Source organism: Pedobacter alluvionis, from assembly GCF_003664035.1.
Lineage (GTDB): Bacteria > Bacteroidota > Bacteroidia > Sphingobacteriales > Sphingobacteriaceae > Pedobacter > Pedobacter alluvionis.
On the sequence record NZ_RCCK01000016.1, the window covers coordinates 120,184 to 138,847 of the forward strand.

An 18,664-nucleotide genomic window follows, 5' to 3' on the forward strand; every position below is an offset into this window, starting at 1 on the left:
TTACCCGCAAAAAATCTGTAATGATCATTTACGCAACCGCTAAAAAATCAATAGTTTTCATCTTATTAAGTTTTGTTTCCGCTCAACTGCTGGCACAGCAAGCCAGATTGCAGCCTTATGCCCCTAATGCTGCTGAAGTGGCTGATGCTTATCAATTATCATTGAAAATGGATACCACTTTACGTAATATTCCAACCAACAATGATATTATTCCTTTCTGGAAAAAGGATGGAACCGCATTTTGGTATAAAAAGAATCTTCCTGATAGAACATGGGAATATTATTATGTTGATGCTGCAACAGGTAAACGCCAGGCCGCATTTGATCATCATAAACTTGCGCAGAATCTAGAAAAGGTTACCGGTAAAAAACAGAACCCACTAAAAATTCAACTTGCTGAGTTATATTTCGCCGATCAGGGTAATACGGCAAAACTAAAAATACAGGATAAATGGTATGAATTAAACTTAGGCGATTACACTTTAGCGGACATTAAAGACACTACAATTTATCGTTACAATGCCAAAAGACCTCTGCAACAAAGGAGATCGCGCTGGCAGGGAAACCGCCAATCCAAAAAATCGCCGGATGGCAAAAGTGAAATCCTGATTCGCGGAGGCAACCTTTTTGTAATTGATTTAGCAACAAAGGCAGAAACCCAGCTGAGTACCGATGGTAATGCCGATAAACCTTACGGCGAATTTGCATGGTCTCCTGATGGAAAAAACATTGTTGCTTACAAAATCGATCCCAAAGAAATCAAAAAAGTATATTATGTATTAAGTTCTGTTCCAGGTACTACACGCGGCGAATTAAAATCGAGAGAATATGCACAACCTGGTGATGACTTTACAGCTTATCAGCCCTATGTTTTTAATGTATCGAAAAAAACTGCCATTAAAGTAGATGCAGATCCCATTGATTTCTTTGGCGCACCGGAACTACATTGGCGGGGAAATAGCAGCAGGTATTATACTTATGAGAAAGTAGACCGGGGGCATCAGCGTTTCAGGGTAATTGAAGTAGATGTTTTAACAGGGAAAACCAAAAATATCATCGACGAGAAAACCAAAACCTTCATTTACGAAAATCGCATTTATACCAGATACCTGCCTAAAACAAATGAAATATTGTGGACGAGTGAGCAAGATGGTTGGCAACACCTTTATCTGGTAAATGTCTTAACCGGAAAGCAGCAGTTAATTACAAAAGGAAATTATGTAGTTCGGGATATTGATAGTATAGATATCGTAAAACGCCAGGTTTGGTTCCGGGCAAATGGAATGCATGCTGACGAAGATCCGTACTTTATCCATTACTATCGGATCGGTTTTGATGGAAAAGGCCTGGTAAACCTCACACCAGAAAAAGGGAACCATAACCTCAGCTTTTCTCCTGATCGTAAATATTATATCGATACCTACTCACAAGTAAATGTACCACCGGTTAGCGAATTAAGGTTAACGGCAAGCACCAAAAAATTAAGCGAAATAGAACATGGAAAAACAGATGCTTATTTGGCTACAGGGGTTAAATTGCCTGAGGTGTTTGTAGCCAAAGGAAGAGATGGCAAAACCGATATTTGGGGTATTGTTTGCCTCCCTTCAAAAATGGATCCGAATAAAACTTATCCTGTAATCGAAAATATTTATGCAGGTCCTCATGATAGCTTTGTGCCTAAAAGTTTCTTGCCAGCCAGTGAAATGCAGAGCATTGCCGAATTGGGTTTTATTGTAGTACAGATTGATGGAATGGGCACAGCCAACCGGTCTAAAGCTTTTCATGATGTATGTTGGAAAAATATAGCCGATTCCGGATTTCCTGACAGGATATTATGGATGAAAGCCATGGCGGTTAAATATCCAAATGCTGACATATCACGGGTAGGGATTTATGGCACTTCGGCGGGTGGGCAAAGCTCAACAGGAGCACTGTTATCTCACCCTGAGTTTTATAAGGCTGCAGTTTCTGCATGTGGTTGTCATGATAACCGCATCGATAAACAATGGTGGAACGAACAATGGATGGGCTACCCGGTAGGACCACATTATGGAGAACAATCTAATATTACAAATGCAGGTAAATTACAGGGTAATCTATTTTTAATTGTTGGCGAAGCAGATGAAAATGTACCGCCAGAATCGACCTATCGACTTGCCGATGCATTGATCAAAGCCAATAAAAATTTCGATATTTTAAGCATTCCTGGCATGGGACACAGTGATGGCGGAGTTTACGGAAGAAGACGTAAACGCGACTTCTTTGTGAAACATTTACTAAATGCCGAACCTCCAAATCCAAATATTTCAAAGTAAGATGCTTCATTGGTCATTGGTAACTGTAAACTGTTTATTGCAACGGAACTGGTAATTGTAAATTGCAAACTGTCAACTGAAAATTGGTCGCTGATTCGTTCATTCTATAATTGGATATAATTAGTTATTTTAGCTGTAATAAATTACGCTATGAAAAATAACTTTTTGATTTTGGCTTTCTTATTCTTTTCTATTTCGGCTTTTGCACAAATAAAAAAGGCTGCGGTAAAAGATTTGGCATTTATGTCTGGAACCTGGGTGCAGAAAAGTGAATGGGGCGATCTGGAAGAATTTTGGAGCCAGCCAAACGGCGAAAGCATGATGAGCAGCTTTAGGTGTGTTAAAGATGGGAAAGCTTTATTTTACGAATTCGTTGTGATTGAACTTGAAGAGGGTTTACCTGTGATGAAGATGCGGCATTTTAACCGCGGAAGCATTGCCTGGGAAGAAAAAGAAAAACCACTGTTTTTTCCGCTGGTAACCTTAAAGGGAAAACTTGCTGTTTTTGAAATGAAAGATAAATCGGTAAGGTTAAGCTATCAATTGATTACTGAAAATAAATTAAGCGTTGTGCTGGAAGAAAAGGATAAAAATGGTCAGCCTAAAAAAGATATTTTCAGTTTTACCCGAAAACTTTATTAATTTTCTATTCAAATCAGTCAATCTTAACATGTCGCCTAAAATTAAAATATCCAGTCTGTTTTTACTTGTGCTATTATTTAGCGCATTTGCCGCTAATGCATCGATAGATTTCTATCAGATCAAAATTTACCACTTAAAAACCGATGCGCAGGAAAAAACAGTAGATGAATTTTTGCAAAAAGCATATTTGCCCGCTTTACACCGCTGTGACATAGCTAAAGTTGGTGTGTTTAAACCAATTGTAAGTGACCAGGCTTTAGATACAGAAAAACTGATTTATGTATTTATTCCTTTAAAATCATTTAATGGAATTTTAGAACTGGATAAAAAGCTGGCAAAAGACAAACAATATGCCGTTGATGGGAAAACCTATCTGGATGCAGTCTACACGGAGGCACCTTTCGAGCGCTTAGAATCCATTGTATTAAAAGCCTTTGAAGACGCACCTCATTTTATGCTGCCAAATCTAAAATCGCCGATGAAAGAACGGGTGTACGAATTAAGAAGCTATGAGGCACCTACTGAGAAGTATTTTCAGAATAAAGTTCAAATGTTTAATAAAGGCGACGAAATCGGTTTATTCAAAAGATTAAATTTTAATGCCGTATTCTATGGAGAAGTAATCGCCGGAAGTCGTATGCCTAACCTGATGTATTTAACCACTTTCGAAAATAAAACAGATAGAGATGCGCACTGGAAAGCATTCTCAGCGGATGAATATTGGAAGAAACTATCGGCAATGCCAGAGTATCAGCACAATGTTTCTAAAAACGATACTAAATTTGTTTATCCAACAGACTATTCAGATTTTTAGGATAAAGCTTAAAGACTAAAGCTGAAAGCAAAAAGGTAAAATTAAATTCCGTGCAAATCTGTGCTTCAGTAGTAGAAAATAATGCAAGCCAGATAAATCCTGAAACAAGTTACCATTGACAGACTCCAATAGAATGGTCGTCATCTCGACCGAAGCAACGCGAAGTGGAGAGATCTTTGGACTAAGGTATTGAATCAAATTTAAAAGATTTTGCTTCGCAGAGCCTTCGGGTTCTCCACTGCGGTCCAAATGACGATATTTTCTAGACCAATCAACTTCTTTATCCATCTGTCCATTCATATTGAATTTTATAAAATAAATTACCCTTTAGGAGTACGATCGCAGGAGCTGAGCGGTAAAAACCTTAATTTCCTTAACTGCTTAATGGTAGAAAAGGTAAAAGCTTAAAGACTAAAGCTCAAAGTAAAAGGTAAACTAAATTCCATGCAAATCTGTGTTTCCGTGGCAAAAAACTAACCAGAAAGATTCTGAAATAAATCCGATAGCAATCGGATCAGAATGATGCAACTTTTTAGATCCTAAAACAAGTTCAGGATGACGATAGAAGGATCTGAGTGATGAAAATCTTAATTTCCTTAACTGTTTAAATGGTAGAAAATGCAAAAGCTGAAAGACTTTTCAGATAAATAGAACTACAGATTGACAGGTTTTTGTGTAACAATAATTTAGCAAATTGTATCTTTACATCCGCTAAAAGATTTTTTTTCAGCTATTCTGTCGGTTTGCCCTTCTAATGATGAGATTTATTAAAGCATTTGGTTTAATTATGCAATTCTGGCTGTTTTTTAACAGCGTTAATGCGCAGGTAGTAGATCAAACTTCTATTCCAGAACATTATGTGCTTAAAACGTATGGCATTAACGATGGACTCCCATCTAAAAATACCACCGTCGCTTTAAAGGATAAAAGAGGTTTCGTGTGGATAGGTACAGAAAATGGGCTCTGTAAGTTTGATGGTTATTCTTTTAAAGTTTATGTAAATATTGTTGGTGATAGCACCTCTTTAACCAACAATTATATTAATGCTATAGTAGAAGACAGCAATGGTTTTTTTTGGGTGGGGACTATGAATGGTTTAAACAGGTTTGACCCGGTTACCGAAAAATTTGAACGTTTTTACCATAAAGAAAACGATAGAACTTCGCTAAGCAATAATAAAGTATGGTCTTTACTGATCGACAAAACGAATAAATTGTGGGTTGGTACCGATGATGGATTTAACCTTTATAACAAAAATTCAAAAACTTATAAGGTTTATCAACCCGATGCAAAAAATCAGTATGCTATAAAAGGAAAATCGGTTAATGCTATTGCGGAAGATGCATCTGGCAATTTATGGTTGGGCAACTGGAGCGCCGGCCTGAATAAATTCGATCAAAAAACAAAGCGGTTTACCAATTACATGCAAAAGGAAATCGCGAATCAAAAAAATCCAAACGACATCTGGACCCTCTGCCTTGATCATGATGGCATGATATGGATTGGATGTTATTGGAAAGGTGATCTGTTCCGCTTTGATCCGAAAAGTGAAAAGTTTACAACCTATCCAGGTGTGGGGACAGGTAATTCTTCCATATTTAATGTTTTAAATTTAGGTGCCGAAAAATTACTGGTAGGTGGCAGCGCCGGAATATTCTGGGTAAATACAAAACTAAATAAATGGGAAAAAATAGATCAGCTCGAATTTTTTGCCAATGGTGGTTTATATCGTGATAAAAGCGGAATGATATGGCTCTGTGGTAAAAACGGCCTTACTAAAATTGATTTTAACCAATATAAATTTAATTTTATTTCACTTCCTTTAGGCCAGGCAGAAATCAGATCGATAATTAGTGATCGTGGCAATTTTTGGTTGGGTACCAGCAAGGGCCTTTATAAATACAACCCAAATAACCGCTCTGTTACCAAATTTTCGCACACCGGTAGCTTAAACAGTTTATCCAGTAATGATATTATTAACCTGTCTGTTGATTTAAAAGGTCAGTTATGGGTAATGAGCGAGAATGGATTTGACCGGTATAGCGAAAAGGAGAACAAGTTTGTACATCACCACCATCGTTCTGCACTTGGAAGTTTTTTTAACGAAGATGTTTTTAGAGACCTGATAGAGGTAAATGATGGTGAATATTATTTAGCTACAGATGCAGGGTTAAAAATCTATAATGATAAAAGTAAAGCTTATACACATTACTATAACGATCCTAAAAATTTGGGCTCTCTGAGTAATAACCATTTATACTGCCTTTTAAAAGATGCGCAAGGGAATATCTGGATAGGCACATACGGGAGTGGCCTCAGCCGTTTTAACCCTAAAACAAAAAAGTTCAGCAATTACATGATCAATAATTCAAAAACGGGCGGCATTAGCAATAACATTGTAAATAGCCTGTATCTGGATTCGCACCAAAATGTTTGGATCTGCACCCGCGATGGATTGAATAAATATGTAGCTAAAACAAATACTTTTGAGATCTATTCAAAACAAAACGGTTTTGCCAGCAATGTTTTTACTGATCTGGTAGAAGATAACAATGGCAAGCTGTGGGTAACTACTGAGCAAGGTGTATCACTTTTCGATCCGGTAAACAAAACGGTTAAAAATTACGATGAGAAAGATGGTGTGTATGCCAATGCTGCCATCTGTAAAAATACAAAAGGAGAAATTTTCCTGGCAGGAAGTAAAGGCATCGTTTATTTTAATCCACAACAACTTAAGTATAATAAAGAAGCTCCTGCAGTTTACTTTTCTGATTTTTCAGTTTTTAATAAACTGATTCTCCCCGGCAAAGATTCTCCTTTAAAATTGCCTGTTTATATGACGAAAAGTGTCACATTGCCTTATGATCAGAGTGTACTTTCTTTTGGCTTTGTGGCCTTAAACTATACGCTTTCAGAAAAAAACCAGTATGCTTATTTTCTCGAAGGTTTTGATAAAAAGTGGAATTATAGCGGTAGCGAACATAAAGTTACCTATACCAATTTAAACCCTGGCAAATACACCTTAAGGGTAAGGGCATCAAATAACGATGGCGTTTGGAATAGTAAAGGAAATTCGCTCCAGATCATCATTACGCCACCCTGGTACCGTACCTGGTGGGCTTTTTGTTTTTATGGCCTGGCTTTCTTTGGTCTTGTGTATGCCTATCTTAAATATCGTGAGCACCAGTCTAACTTAAAATTCCAGATTAAACTGGCCCATGTAGAAAGCGAAAAAGAAAAGGAGTTGAGTGAAAAGAAACTATCCTTTTTTACCAACGTATCTCACGAGTTCCGCACGCCGCTTACGTTAATTATCAACCCGGTTAAAGAGCTTTTGTATAAGAATGATAATAATGTGGATACCACTGATTTAAATATTGTGTACAGGAATGCCAAACGGCTTTTAAGTTTGGTAGATCAGCTGTTGTTGTTTAGAAAAGCAGATACTTATGGCGAAAAGTTAAAAGTGGCACCGATAAATCTGGTGAGTTTGTGCAAAGAGGTATTCCTTTGTTTTATACACCAGGCCCGGTCAAAAAATGTAATACTCGAATTTAGCTGTGCCGATGAGGTGATTGCTTTTTATGCCGATCGGGAAAAAATTGAAATCGTGTTCTTTAATTTACTTTCTAATGCGATAAAATTTACACCAGAAGGAGGTAAGGTTAGGATGATTGTAGATAACAGCAAGGAAAATGTAATCATTAGTATTGAAGACTCAGGCTGTGGTATTACAGATGTGGCAGGAGAAAAATTGTACGAGAAATTTTATCAGGATCCTGGAAACAAATCAGCTAAAGGTGGTTTTGGAATTGGTTTATACCTCGCTAAAAATTTTATTGAAATGCACGGAGGTACCATAAACTACTCCAGTATAGAAAATAAAGGTACTACCTTTAATATTGCTTTATTAAGAGGTGTGAGTCATTTTAAAGATGCCATCATATTGCAGGAAGAATTAGTCGATACCGACTCTTCATTATTTAAAGAATTGATAGAAGATGAGATCAGCGCTAATAAAGTTGTAGAAGCTGCTGAAGAACCAATAGTAGACAACCAGCTGTCCATCGAGTTAAAAAGCATGCTTATTATTGATGATAATATTGAAATAAGAGAATACCTTAAACAGGTTTTTAGAATGGATTATCATCTTTATGAAGCCAGTAACGGAGAAAAGGGCTATGAGATGACGAAAGAGCTATTACCCGATATTGTGATCTGCGATGTAATGATGGATGGTATAACGGGTATAGAACTATGCAGTAAAATAAAAGAAGATGTTTCCATCTCTCATATTCCAATTATTTTACTTACTGCAATCTCTGCTCCGGAGGTTAAGCTTAAAGGAATAGAAGGTGGCGCCGATGACTATATCAGTAAACCTTTTGATAAGGATTTTTTAAAGGCAAGGGTAGCCAGTATATTAAAGAGTAAAAATGCCCTGCAAAAGTATTTTTATAATGAAATTACACTCAACTCGAACAATACCAAGATCTCTGCAGAATACAAAGAGTTTTTAGATAACTGTATCCGCATTGTAGAAGAACACCTTACCGATCCTGATTTTAATATCGATACCCTGTCGACCGTCCTGGGCATGTCGAGATCTAATTTATACCGTAAAATAAAATCCATTTCGGGTCAGTCGGCCAATGGGTTTATCCGTTTCATCAGGTTAAGAAAAGCGGCCGAAATTTTTATCAATACAGATAAAACCATTCAGGAAACTTCTTACATGGTGGGCATTAACGATCCAAAATATTTTAGAGAGCAGTTTTATAAGCTGTTTAACATGAATCCATCACAGTATATTAAAAAATTCAGAAAGCCGTTTTCTAATCATATCCAATTAAATTCAACTGGCAAAAAAGGTAAATCATAATTGTGTTTATTTGCCCGTTTTTCTGCAATAGGCCTTAAAACCTGATTTAGGCCATTTTTCGGTCTGTTTACCCCTCTAATTTGGATTGTTTGCACCCTATAGGAGTTGTTTGTTGGCGCTAATTTAGCCCTCGATAAAGCAGTGTTATAATCGCGATTCCGATAGAGGGTTCTGTTGGGTAGGTTATAAAATTGATCTGCTAACCAAATATTAAACTTGCAAACAAATATGAGAAGAAAAGTTCTGAAAGGATTTTTGCCAAAATTCTTTACAATTAAAACACTGGCATTTCTATTTATCGTATCCATCAGTTTACCGGCAATGGCATCTTTAGTTTCTGTTAAAACAGGGATAAAGAACAAGCTTAGAGAAATTGTGGTAACGGGTACAGTAACAAACGAAACCGGAGCTACATTCCCCGGAGTAGCGGTTAAAATTAAGGGAACCGAAAAAGCGGTTCAGACCGATGCAAAAGGTAAATTTAGTATTAGTGTTACAGCCACTACAGACGTACTTGTTTTTTCTTATGTAGGCTACACCAGTCAGGAGCAAACAGTTGGCGATAGAACAACCATTAATGTTCAGCTTGGTTCCGATACCAAAACACTAAACGAGTTAGTAGTGGTTGGTTACGGAACACAAAAGAAAGCAACACTTACGGGGTCAATATCGCAGGTAAAGGGAGCCGACCTGGTAAAGAGTCCGCAACCAAACCTGTCAAACTCTTTGGCAGGCCGGTTTTCGGGGGTAATCGTAAATAACCGCAGTGGCGAACCTGGTGTTGATGGTTCTACCATTACAGTAAGGGGGCTTGCTACTACCGGGAGCAATAATGTATTAATTGTTGTAGACGGAGTTCCAGGTCAGATTGGTGGCCTTGAGCGTTTAGATCCCAATGATATCGAAAGTGTATCGGTATTAAAAGATGCTTCTGCAGCTATTTATGGTAACAGAGCCGCAAATGGCGTAATATTGGTGACTACTAAAAAAGGAAAAACTGGTAAACCAAGTATAAATTATAGTTTTAACCAGGGGTTTAGCTCGCCAACAAGGTTGCCTAAAATGGCTGATGCCGCAACTTATGCACAGATTATGAACGAAATTAGTTTCGATTCCAATTCTGCAGGCGGTCTTAATCAATCTTATACAGCAGATCAGATCGAAAAATTTCGTAATGGTTCCGATCCGTTATTATACCCTAACACCGATTGGTTAGATCAAACTTTAGAAAAAACAGCCTTACAGAGCCAGCACAGCCTTTCTATTAATGGTGGTAGTGAAGATGTGAAATATTATATGTCCTTAGGGACTGTTTCTCAGGATGGGTTGTACAAAAATGGTGCAACCAAATACAATCAATACAATTTCCGTACGAATATAGATGCCAATGTTTCTAAATACCTTAAAGTTGGCTTATCGGTATCCGGCAGACAGGAAAATCGTTTGTTCCCTCAGGTTGCAGCTGGCGATATTTTCAGATCCATTTATAGGGCAAAACCAATTGCGGCAGCATATTACCCAAATGGTTTGCCAACAACTGGTATAGAAAACGCAAACCCTGCTGTGCAGGTTACCGATATCGGTGGCACCAATAAAAATCCTACACAGGTTTTAAACGGAATCTTAAGGGCTACATTTATTATACCAGGTGTAGAGGGACTTTCTGTAGATGGCTTTTTCTCGGCAGATAAATCAAATGTTTTTAGTAAAAGTTTTAACAAACCTTACCTGTTGTATCAATACGATAAAGGTTCACAAATCTACAAAAGTGTAATCGTTGGTGGCAACAATCAAAAAGCAACTTTAACCGAAAGCCATAAAAACGAATCGCTGCTTACTTCAAATATTAAATTGAACTATGCCCGTAAGTTTAACCTGCATGATATCAATGCTTTTGTAGGTTACGAACAGAGCGAAAACCATTTAGAATATTTCGATGCACAACGTTTTAATTATTTATCTACATCACTGCCTGAACTTTCCCAAGGCGGCACAGCCGCTACAGATTTTCTGAACTCGGGCTATAGCTCTAATTACAACCGCCGGAGTATAATCAGCCGTTTAGCTTACACTTATGATGACAAGTATCTTTTTGAAGGCCAGTTGCGTGTTGATGGATCATCCATTTTTCCAAAAGGGAAACAGTATGGTGTTTTCCCATCCGCTTCTGCAGGTTGGGTGATCTCAAAAGAAAAATGGTTTAATGAAAGCATTAAATTTATTGATAACTTAAAAATCCGTGCATCGTATGGTGCGTTGGGTAACGATAATGTAAATGGTTTCCAGTATTTTGATAATTATGTACTGGTTGGCAATGGATTCGTAGCTCAAAGCCCTGGTGCAACAACATCAACCATACAACCTGGCGTAAACTTAGTTAAACTTGCAAACCCTAACATTACCTGGGAAGTAGCAAAAAAACTCGATATCGGAATTAACGCTACAGTATTTAAAAACTTTAGCATCGAAGCCATTTATTTCCAGCAAAAACGCTCCGATATTTTAACCAACAGAAATGCTTCGGTACCAGGTTCTTCAGGTATCGTAAATCCATTTGATGATAAGAGTGTGAACTATACGCCATTAGTACCCTCAGAAAATATTGGAAAAGTAAACAGTAATGGCTTTGAGGCTACTTTAGGCTATAACCATAATGGCGAAAATCTGAAATGGAATATTTCTGGAAATATAACCTACGCAAAAAGCAAAGTAATTTTTATTGATGAAGCCAGTGGTACGCCAGATCATCAACGCAAAACGGGCAGACCATTAAATGTTGACTTGCTTTACAATAGTATTGGCATATTTAGAACGCAACAAGAGTTAGATGCTTACCCACATGTAAGTGGTGCTAAAATTGGCGATCTTAAATATCTTGATTATAACAATGATGGTCAGATTACTGCCGATGATCAAACAAGATCAAAATATAGCAATACCCCTCAAATTACTTATGGTTTAAATTTCGGAGCTTCGTACAAGAATTTCGATTTATCACTTGTCTTATCAGGTCAAGGACAAGTTAGTCAATACGTTTTACCGGAAGCAGGAAGCGTAGGTAACTTTTACAGCAGCTGGGCCGATAACAGGTTTAGTGCCGCAAATCCGAATGGAACTTATCCAAGGGTTACTGACCGTTCTTCGAATGCCATCAGTGGCGGACAGTTTTCCAATACGTTTTGGTTAAATGATGCCTCTTTTTTAAGACTTAAAAACGTAGAGCTTGCTTACAATGTTAAAGCGGCGTTTCTGCAAAAAATAAATGTATCTGGCTTAAGGTTTTATGCGAGTGCATTTAACTTATTGACCTTTTCAAAAGTTAAAGATTACGATCCTGAAGGAAACAGTGGTAGTGGCCAGTTCTATCCACAGCAACGCATTATTAATTTAGGCGCTAATATTAAATTCTAAACACCATGAATAACAAATCAATATATATATCACTTTTAGGCCTGTCTCTTATCTCCATGAGTATTGTGGGCTGTAAGAAAGATTTTTTAAATGTAGAACCAACAGATCGTATCGCGACCACCACTGTAGAAACAGATACTGCAGTATTGGAAGCTTTTATAACGAACAGATACATTGGCACACGATTGCAGGAGAAAGAAGCCGATGGCTCTGCACCAGGTTTTGGCAGAGGTTTTGAGTATAGCATGTGGAGTTCTTTTACCGATGAATCTGTTTACAATAATGACGATGCTACCTGGTTAATCCAAAGAGGACAGCTGGAACCTGAAAATTTAGGAAGTGCGGGTGTATATTGGGGCAGGAGTTACAGAAGTATAAGAGAATGTAATTATGCGCTTGGTGTGCTTGCTAAAATTGAAATGAGCGCCGTGCATAAAAAACAATTGGTGGCAGAGCTTAAATTTGTAAGGGCTTTCCGCTACCAGGATTTAATTCGCAACTATGGTCGCGTAGTTTTAATGGGCGATAAGGTAACCAACCTAACTGATAATTTGCAGGATCCGGCATTGTTTGAACGTGCCCCGATTAAAGAATGTATAGATTATGTAGCTGCACAGCTTGACCAGGCTGCAGCAGATTTACCTTTAGATAATAGCGGAAGCTGGATAGTAGGAAGGGCAACAAAAGGCGCGGCACTAGCGCTTAAATCGCGCTTGTTGTTATATGCAGCGAGTCCGTTGTATAATGCTGGTACCTGGCAGGCGGCCATTACAGCAGCGCAGGCAGTTATTTCTTTAAATAAATACGGAATATATAGTGGTGGCTATGCAAACTTGTTTTTAACTGACCAAAGCAATGAAGTTATTTTTGCAAGGTTGTTTACCAAAAATGCCAACCATACCCATTTAGAAATTGCCAACGGGCCAAACGGTTATGGCGGCTGGGGAGGAAATCTGCCGATGCAGAACCTGGTAGATGATTATGAAATGGCCAACGGTAAAGCTATTACCGATCCTACTTCTGGTTACGATAGCAATGAACCTTACAAAGGCCGTGATCCACGTTTTGCAGCAACCATTTTATACAATGGAGCAGCATATCGCGAGCGTAATATAGAAACTTTTATTCCTGGTGGAAAAGACAGTAAAGATGGAAATGATAACTGGAATACCAGCAAAACCGGTTATTACCTTAAAAAATTCATGAATGATGCTTATCCATTGCAAAACCCCTGGGGCAATGCAGGTTTTCAGCCATGGATCTATTTCAGATATGCAGAAATTTTGCTTAACTATGCTGAAGCGGCTAATGAAGCTTACGGGCCTGACGCTGTTCCTGCCGGATCGACTATGTCGGCCAGACAAGCCATAAATATGGTAAGGGCAAGGGCAGGTGTTAACATGCCTGAATTGGCTGTTGGACTTACACAATCACAAATGCGTGATGCGGTTCGTTATGAGCGTAGAGTAGAGCTAGCCTTTGAAGAACATCGCTTTTATGATGTAAGAAGGTGGAAAATTGCCGATGTAACCGAAAACAAACCTGCCAGGGGAGTGATTATTACCCAAACAGGTAGTGGATTTACTTATACACCTAAAGTTGCTTTAGATGGGCGCAAGTTTGAAACTAAACATTATTGGTTACCTATACCAAGGGCCGAAATTTTAGCTTCAGGTGGTAAATTGGAGCAAAACCCTGGTTATAACAAATAGAAATTAAATTTTACATGGTAAAGTCACATCAACATCTTAACCGTTTTTTTATCTGTCTGGCCTTATTTTTCTGTGGTAGAACAACTCTTGCACAAGAAACCGTTCTAAAAATAGAAATTGATCCTGCCAACACCTTTCAGACCATAGAAGGCTTTGGTGCTTCTGATGCCTGGACTTGTCAGTTTGCCGGATTATGGTCTGCAGAGAAAAGGGATAAGATGGCTGATTTGCTTTTTAGTACCCAAACCACAAAAGAGGGGCAACCCCTTGGTATTGGGCTTAACATGTGGCGTTTCAGTATTGGTGGTGGTAGTGCCGCCCAAGGTAAGGCAAGCGATATTGGCGACGAATGGCGTCGTCAATATGCTTTTTTGCAGCTAAATGGTACCTATAAATGGAACGCAATGCCAGGACAAGTCTGGTTCTTAAAGGCAGCCAAAACCCGGGGAGTGAAACAGTTTATCGGATTTGTAAACAGTCCGCATGTACTGTTCACCAAAAACGGGAAAGCCTATTCTACAGATGGCCATTGCAATCTGAATTTTGACAAACTTCCTGAATTTGCCGCCGATCTTGTTGCTACCATCAAAGGAATAAAAAAAACAACCGGGATAGAACTAAATTACCTGAGCCCTGCAAATGAGCCGCAGTGGAAATGGAATGAACACAAACAGGAAGGCTGTCCTTATAACAATAACGAACTTGCTCAACTTTACAGGGGTGTTAATGAAGCCTTTGTTAAAAATCAGGTCAAAACCAAAATACAAATAGGAGAGGCTGGCCAGCTCGATTATTTATATAATAATGGCAATAGTGTAAAAGGAAACCAGGTATATCAGTTCTTTAATCCTTCATCACCCAATTATGTCGGCAACCTAGCGGGCATAGATCAATCTATTTCTGGCCATAGCTATTTTACAACAAGTCCGGAGCAAAAGTTTATTACTGTGCGAAAAAAAACAGGGGCGGCAGTAGCGCAAATAAAAGGTTTAAGGTATTGGATGTCTGAATATTGCATTTTAGGCGATAGTTTAATGAAAGGAGAAAAACGTGACCTGGGTATGGCACCTGCATTATTTATCGCCCGGTTGATCCATCACGACCTGGTTTTGTCTAACGCTACCTCATGGCAGTGGTGGCTGGGCATATCAGCCAGCGATTATAAAGATGGTTTGGTTTATATAGACAAAAATAAAACAGACGGGCAGGTTTACGATAGTAAAATGTTGTGGGCCCTGGGTAATTATAGTCGTTTTGTTAGCCCTGGTAGTAAGCGCCTTCAGGTTAAAACACTAGGAGCAAATGTACTTCAGGTTGATGTATCATCTTATCTGCAAAATAAAAAACTCGTAACAGTAGTGGTTAACCCTACAGAAAAAGATCTTGATCTGGATATTGAAGTAAAGGGAAATAAACAAAGTTTTGTACAAACCTATGTTACCTCAGCCAAATACAACTTATCACCCTATAAACAATACCAGGATACCGAACATGTTCGTATTCCGGCTAAATCTGTTACCACAGTACTCAGTAATTAAGCCTGATTGAATTTGAAACTATAACGCACCTCATTTTTTATCCCATCCTATTTGGTTGAACTGAAAAGCAATTATAAATCGATATGGGAAAACTATGTTTTTGATTTTTTAATACTTAACACACCTTAAATGAAACCTACCCTAAAACTCGTAATGATTAAAGTAATTTTAATTGCTTGTTTTGCCAGCTTTAGTGCATTTGCACAAGTTCAGCACACTTTTAAACTTGCAGACTCTGTTTTTCTGCTCGATAATAAACCTTTTCAGATCATTTCGGGAGAAATGCATTATCCGCGTATACCGCGAGAAGCCTGGCGCGACAGAATGAAAATGGCCAAAGCCATGGGCTTAAATACGATTGGTACCTATGTATTTTGGAATGTGCACGAGCCTCAGAAAGATCAGTTTGATTTTTCTGGTAATAATGATATTGCCGAATTTGTGCGTATTGCAAAAGAAGAAGGTTTATGGGTATTGCTTCGCCCTAGTCCGTATGTATGTGCTGAATGGGAATTTGGCGGTTATCCATTTTGGTTACAGAACATTAAAGGTTTACAGGTAAGGAGTAAAGAAGCGCAATATTTAAAAGAATATAAAGAATATCTTACAGAGATCGGTAAACGTTTGGCGCCGTTGCAAATTAACCATGGTGGCAACATCTTAATGGTACAGGTTGAAAACGAATATGGTTCTTATGGGAATGACAAAGAATACCTGAAAATTAATACCCAGTTGTTTAAAGATGCCGGTTTTGATGGTGTACTTTCCACCTGCGATCCCGTTCCGGCACTGGATGGCGGTCATTTGGCAGGCTTGCTTCCGGGAGTAAACGGTATCGATAATCCAGCTCAGATCAGAACGTTAATCAACAAGTATAACAATGGTTCCGGACCTTACTTTGTGCCAGAATGGTATCCGGCCTGGTTCGATTGGTGGGGTACAAAACACCATGAGGTAGACCCGAAAACATACGCCAATAAACTAGATACTGTACTTAAAGGCGGAATTTCTATTAATATGTACATGTTTCATGGCGGTACAACCAGAGGATTTATGAACGGGGCAAACTTTAATGATTCTACAGCTTACGAACCACAGATTAGTAGTTATGATTATGATGCACCTTTAGATGAAGCAGGTAATGCAACAGCAAAGTTTATGCTTTTTCGCGAAGCGATTAAAAAGAATCTGCCTGCAAACCAAACACTTCCCGAGGTACCCAACGCTAAGCCAGCGGCGGCATTGCCTACAATTACATTTACCAAATCAACCGATATTTTTAGCCTGATTGGGAAACCAAAATTAAGTGAAAAACCACTAACCTTCGAAGCACTCAACCAGCCCTATGGTTTTGTATTGTACAGCAGCAAAATAAAAGGTGGGCGTAAAGGTGTAATTAAAATCAACGAGCTGCGCGATTATGGATTGGTATATATCAATAAAAAACTTGTAGGTGTTTTAGACAGAAGGCTTTATCAGGATAGTTTAGTACTTAATCTCCCTGCCGGCAATGTACAATTGGATATTTTGGTAGAAAACATGGGGAGGATTAATTTTGGCCCTTACTTACTTAAAAATAATAAAGGGATTACTAAAAACGTAACTTTTAATGGTAAAGAAATTAAATCGTGGAAAATGTATCCATTACCATTTGATAAAATAGAGACCCAAAAAATACACGCCAAAGTAAGTAGCCAATCTGCAGCAGTACTTAAATCAGCTAGCTTTAATTTAACAAAAGTTGCCGATACTTATTTAGACATGCGCAAATGGGGGAAAGGACTGGTTTGGGTTAACGGACATAACTTAGGTAAATATTGGGGCATTGGACCACAACAAACTATTTATTTACCAGCAGAATGGCTTAAAAAAGGAAAGAATGAAATTGTAGTTTTTGAACTGCTTAAACCTGGGCAGAAGACGTTAACCAGTTTAGATAAAGCCATTTTAAATGAATTGAAAAGTAAATAATATTTCGATTTTCTTCCGGTTAGCTTCATTAACCAATATTAATTACATAATATAAGAAAATTAAAATGTCAATTGTAACAATAGCGATTATGTTAATTATGCTTTAACATAATCGCTATTGCTGCTTTCATCATTAGCCATTGAACTTGTTTTTTAGCAATACATCTGTCTTGCTCGAACGTTTGATGCGTCAATATGGAAGGTATTTCTTTGCTGTTTTAATTAAGGCTTGTTCCTTATTCTACTCAATGTTTCGAGCCTCATGCCTGTAAATGAGGCCACATACTTTAATGGTACGCGATTAATCAGGTGTGGGTAAGAAATCAAGAACCTTTGGTAACGTTTAAATGCGGTAGGAAGCCTGCAGATATAGGCTCTTTCAGATGCTCCCTGAAAATAAATTTCGGTCATCTTTCTACCTACATAGTTAGCAATGGGAAAATTTTCGTAAAGTAGTTTCGTCATTTCATGCGGAATGGCAATCGCAAATACCTGATCTATTGTTTCAATATACTCGTCAGAGCTTTCATTTTCCCATAAATTCCTGATTGTTCCTGCCAATTCATTTTCTGCAGCAATCCAGGTGGTAATCTTTTTATTGCCCATTTTAAGGTAGCCATGTACTGCTCCTTCTAAAATAAGGAAAATGTAGCGGTTGTATTTTAATGGCGAGGCAATATGTTTGTTTTTAGCAAAACGTACAGGGAATGTGTCACGGTTAATGATGTCTTCCATTTCTGGAGTGAGTGCATGGTAAGACCTGAAGACTGTAATAATTGGAGAGAAACCACCAAGCGCAGCCCATTTATCTTCACCATAAATATTTTCAATATTCATTGAGAAAAAGAGTGTGTATTAAAAAGTGAAAATAATTATAAAAATAAAAAAATCATTATTCTTCTTACAACAGAAGAGAATATTAATGCTGAATAGGTATAGAATTCATAAAAAACAAGGGGCCAAAACGTTCATTATTAAGTTTTTATTTATTATTTATGAAAGAATGCACGGATAAAAAAATATTTTAGTTCTTAGTAAACGTATTCCTTTTAATGGTTTATAAATTTGTAGTCAGTAGGCTATAAAAAATAGAAAAATGATTTTTTTTTATTCGCGTTTAACCTGATGATTCCTAAATATTTAGCTGCATTTTATTCAGTTAATGTTAACTTTCTATTAAATATCTTGGGTTTACCTTTTGCAAGAATGGATTTAATTCCTAACTTCGCAGCCTCGAAAGGGAGAAAATGATTCCGTAGCTCAGCTGGTAGAGCATTACACTTTTAATGTAGTGGTCCTGGGTTCGAATCCCAGCGGGATCACAAAAAACCTCACAGAAATGTGAGGTTTTTTTGTTTTATTCCCGTTAGGGTTCGAAC

9 protein-coding genes and 1 tRNA gene are annotated in these 18,664 nt (G+C 37.9%); 9 read left to right on the forward strand and 1 reads right to left on the reverse strand.

Going from position 1 to position 18,664, the window contains the following annotated elements:
• Positions 1-20: 20 nt before the first annotated feature.
• From BCL90_RS24465 to BCL90_RS24510, 8 genes are all read left to right on the forward strand, one after another.
• On the forward strand, positions 21-2,315 hold the full coding sequence (locus BCL90_RS24465; RefSeq protein WP_121287928.1) for a S9 family peptidase: 2,295 nt from the start codon (positions 21-23) through the stop codon (positions 2,313-2,315).
• A 150-nt stretch (positions 2,316-2,465) separates the two neighbouring features.
• Complete coding sequence (locus tag BCL90_RS24470; RefSeq protein WP_121287929.1) at positions 2,466-2,957, forward strand: DUF6265 family protein; 492 nt, start codon at positions 2,466-2,468, stop codon at positions 2,955-2,957.
• A 28-nt stretch (positions 2,958-2,985) separates the two neighbouring features.
• Positions 2,986-3,771 carry an NIPSNAP family protein gene (locus BCL90_RS24475; protein WP_121287930.1) on the forward strand — a complete coding sequence of 262 codons (786 nt, stop codon included), beginning with the start codon at positions 2,986-2,988 and terminating at the stop codon, positions 3,769-3,771.
• A 754-nt stretch (positions 3,772-4,525) separates the two neighbouring features.
• Positions 4,526-8,653, forward strand: a complete 4,128-nt coding sequence (locus BCL90_RS24485) for a hybrid sensor histidine kinase/response regulator transcription factor (protein ID WP_121287932.1) — start codon at positions 4,526-4,528, stop codon at positions 8,651-8,653.
• Between the two features lie 228 nt (positions 8,654-8,881).
• A complete protein-coding gene (locus tag BCL90_RS24495; protein WP_208529929.1) occupies positions 8,882-12,064 on the forward strand; it encodes a SusC/RagA family TonB-linked outer membrane protein in 3,183 nt (1,060 codons plus the stop codon).
• A 5-nt stretch (positions 12,065-12,069) separates the two neighbouring features.
• A complete protein-coding gene (locus BCL90_RS24500) occupies positions 12,070-13,776 on the forward strand; it encodes a RagB/SusD family nutrient uptake outer membrane protein (protein ID WP_121287935.1) in 1,707 nt (568 codons plus the stop codon).
• Between the two features lie 14 nt (positions 13,777-13,790).
• Entirely contained in the window at positions 13,791-15,314 is a 1,524-nt protein-coding gene (locus tag BCL90_RS24505) for a glycoside hydrolase (RefSeq protein WP_121287936.1), read from the forward strand.
• Positions 15,315-15,443: 129 nt separating this feature from the next.
• Complete coding sequence (locus BCL90_RS24510) at positions 15,444-17,285, forward strand: glycoside hydrolase family 35 protein (RefSeq protein ID WP_121287937.1); 1,842 nt, start codon at positions 15,444-15,446, stop codon at positions 17,283-17,285.
• A gap of 222 nt (positions 17,286-17,507) precedes the next feature.
• Here the strand turns inward: BCL90_RS24510 and BCL90_RS24515 are convergent, their stop codons facing one another.
• Entirely contained in the window at positions 17,508-18,122 is a 615-nt protein-coding gene (locus BCL90_RS24515) for a Crp/Fnr family transcriptional regulator (protein WP_121287938.1), read from the reverse strand.
• Between the two features lie 412 nt (positions 18,123-18,534).
• Between BCL90_RS24515 and BCL90_RS24520 the strand changes: the two genes are divergently transcribed.
• Positions 18,535-18,607, forward strand: a tRNA-Lys gene (locus BCL90_RS24520).
• Positions 18,608-18,664 lie beyond the last annotated feature (57 nt).

Bases quoted from the DNA above. Each gene is read 5' to 3' on its own strand.
- BCL90_RS24465 (WP_121287928.1), top strand. From the start codon at position 21: ATGATCATTTACGCAACCGCTAAAAAATCAATAGTTTTCATCTTATTA.
- BCL90_RS24470 (WP_121287929.1), top strand. From the start codon at position 2,466: ATGAAAAATAACTTTTTGATTTTGGCTTTCTTATTCTTTTCTATTTCG.
- BCL90_RS24475 (WP_121287930.1), top strand. From the start codon at position 2,986: ATGTCGCCTAAAATTAAAATATCCAGTCTGTTTTTACTTGTGCTATTA.
- BCL90_RS24485 (WP_121287932.1), top strand. From the start codon at position 4,526: ATGATGAGATTTATTAAAGCATTTGGTTTAATTATGCAATTCTGGCTG.
- BCL90_RS24495 (WP_208529929.1), top strand. From the start codon at position 8,882: ATGAGAAGAAAAGTTCTGAAAGGATTTTTGCCAAAATTCTTTACAATT.
- BCL90_RS24500 (WP_121287935.1), top strand. From the start codon at position 12,070: ATGAATAACAAATCAATATATATATCACTTTTAGGCCTGTCTCTTATC.
- BCL90_RS24505 (WP_121287936.1), top strand. From the start codon at position 13,791: ATGGTAAAGTCACATCAACATCTTAACCGTTTTTTTATCTGTCTGGCC.
- BCL90_RS24510 (WP_121287937.1), top strand. From the start codon at position 15,444: ATGAAACCTACCCTAAAACTCGTAATGATTAAAGTAATTTTAATTGCT.
- BCL90_RS24515 (WP_121287938.1), bottom strand. From the start codon at position 18,122: ATGAATATTGAAAATATTTATGGTGAAGATAAATGGGCTGCGCTTGGT.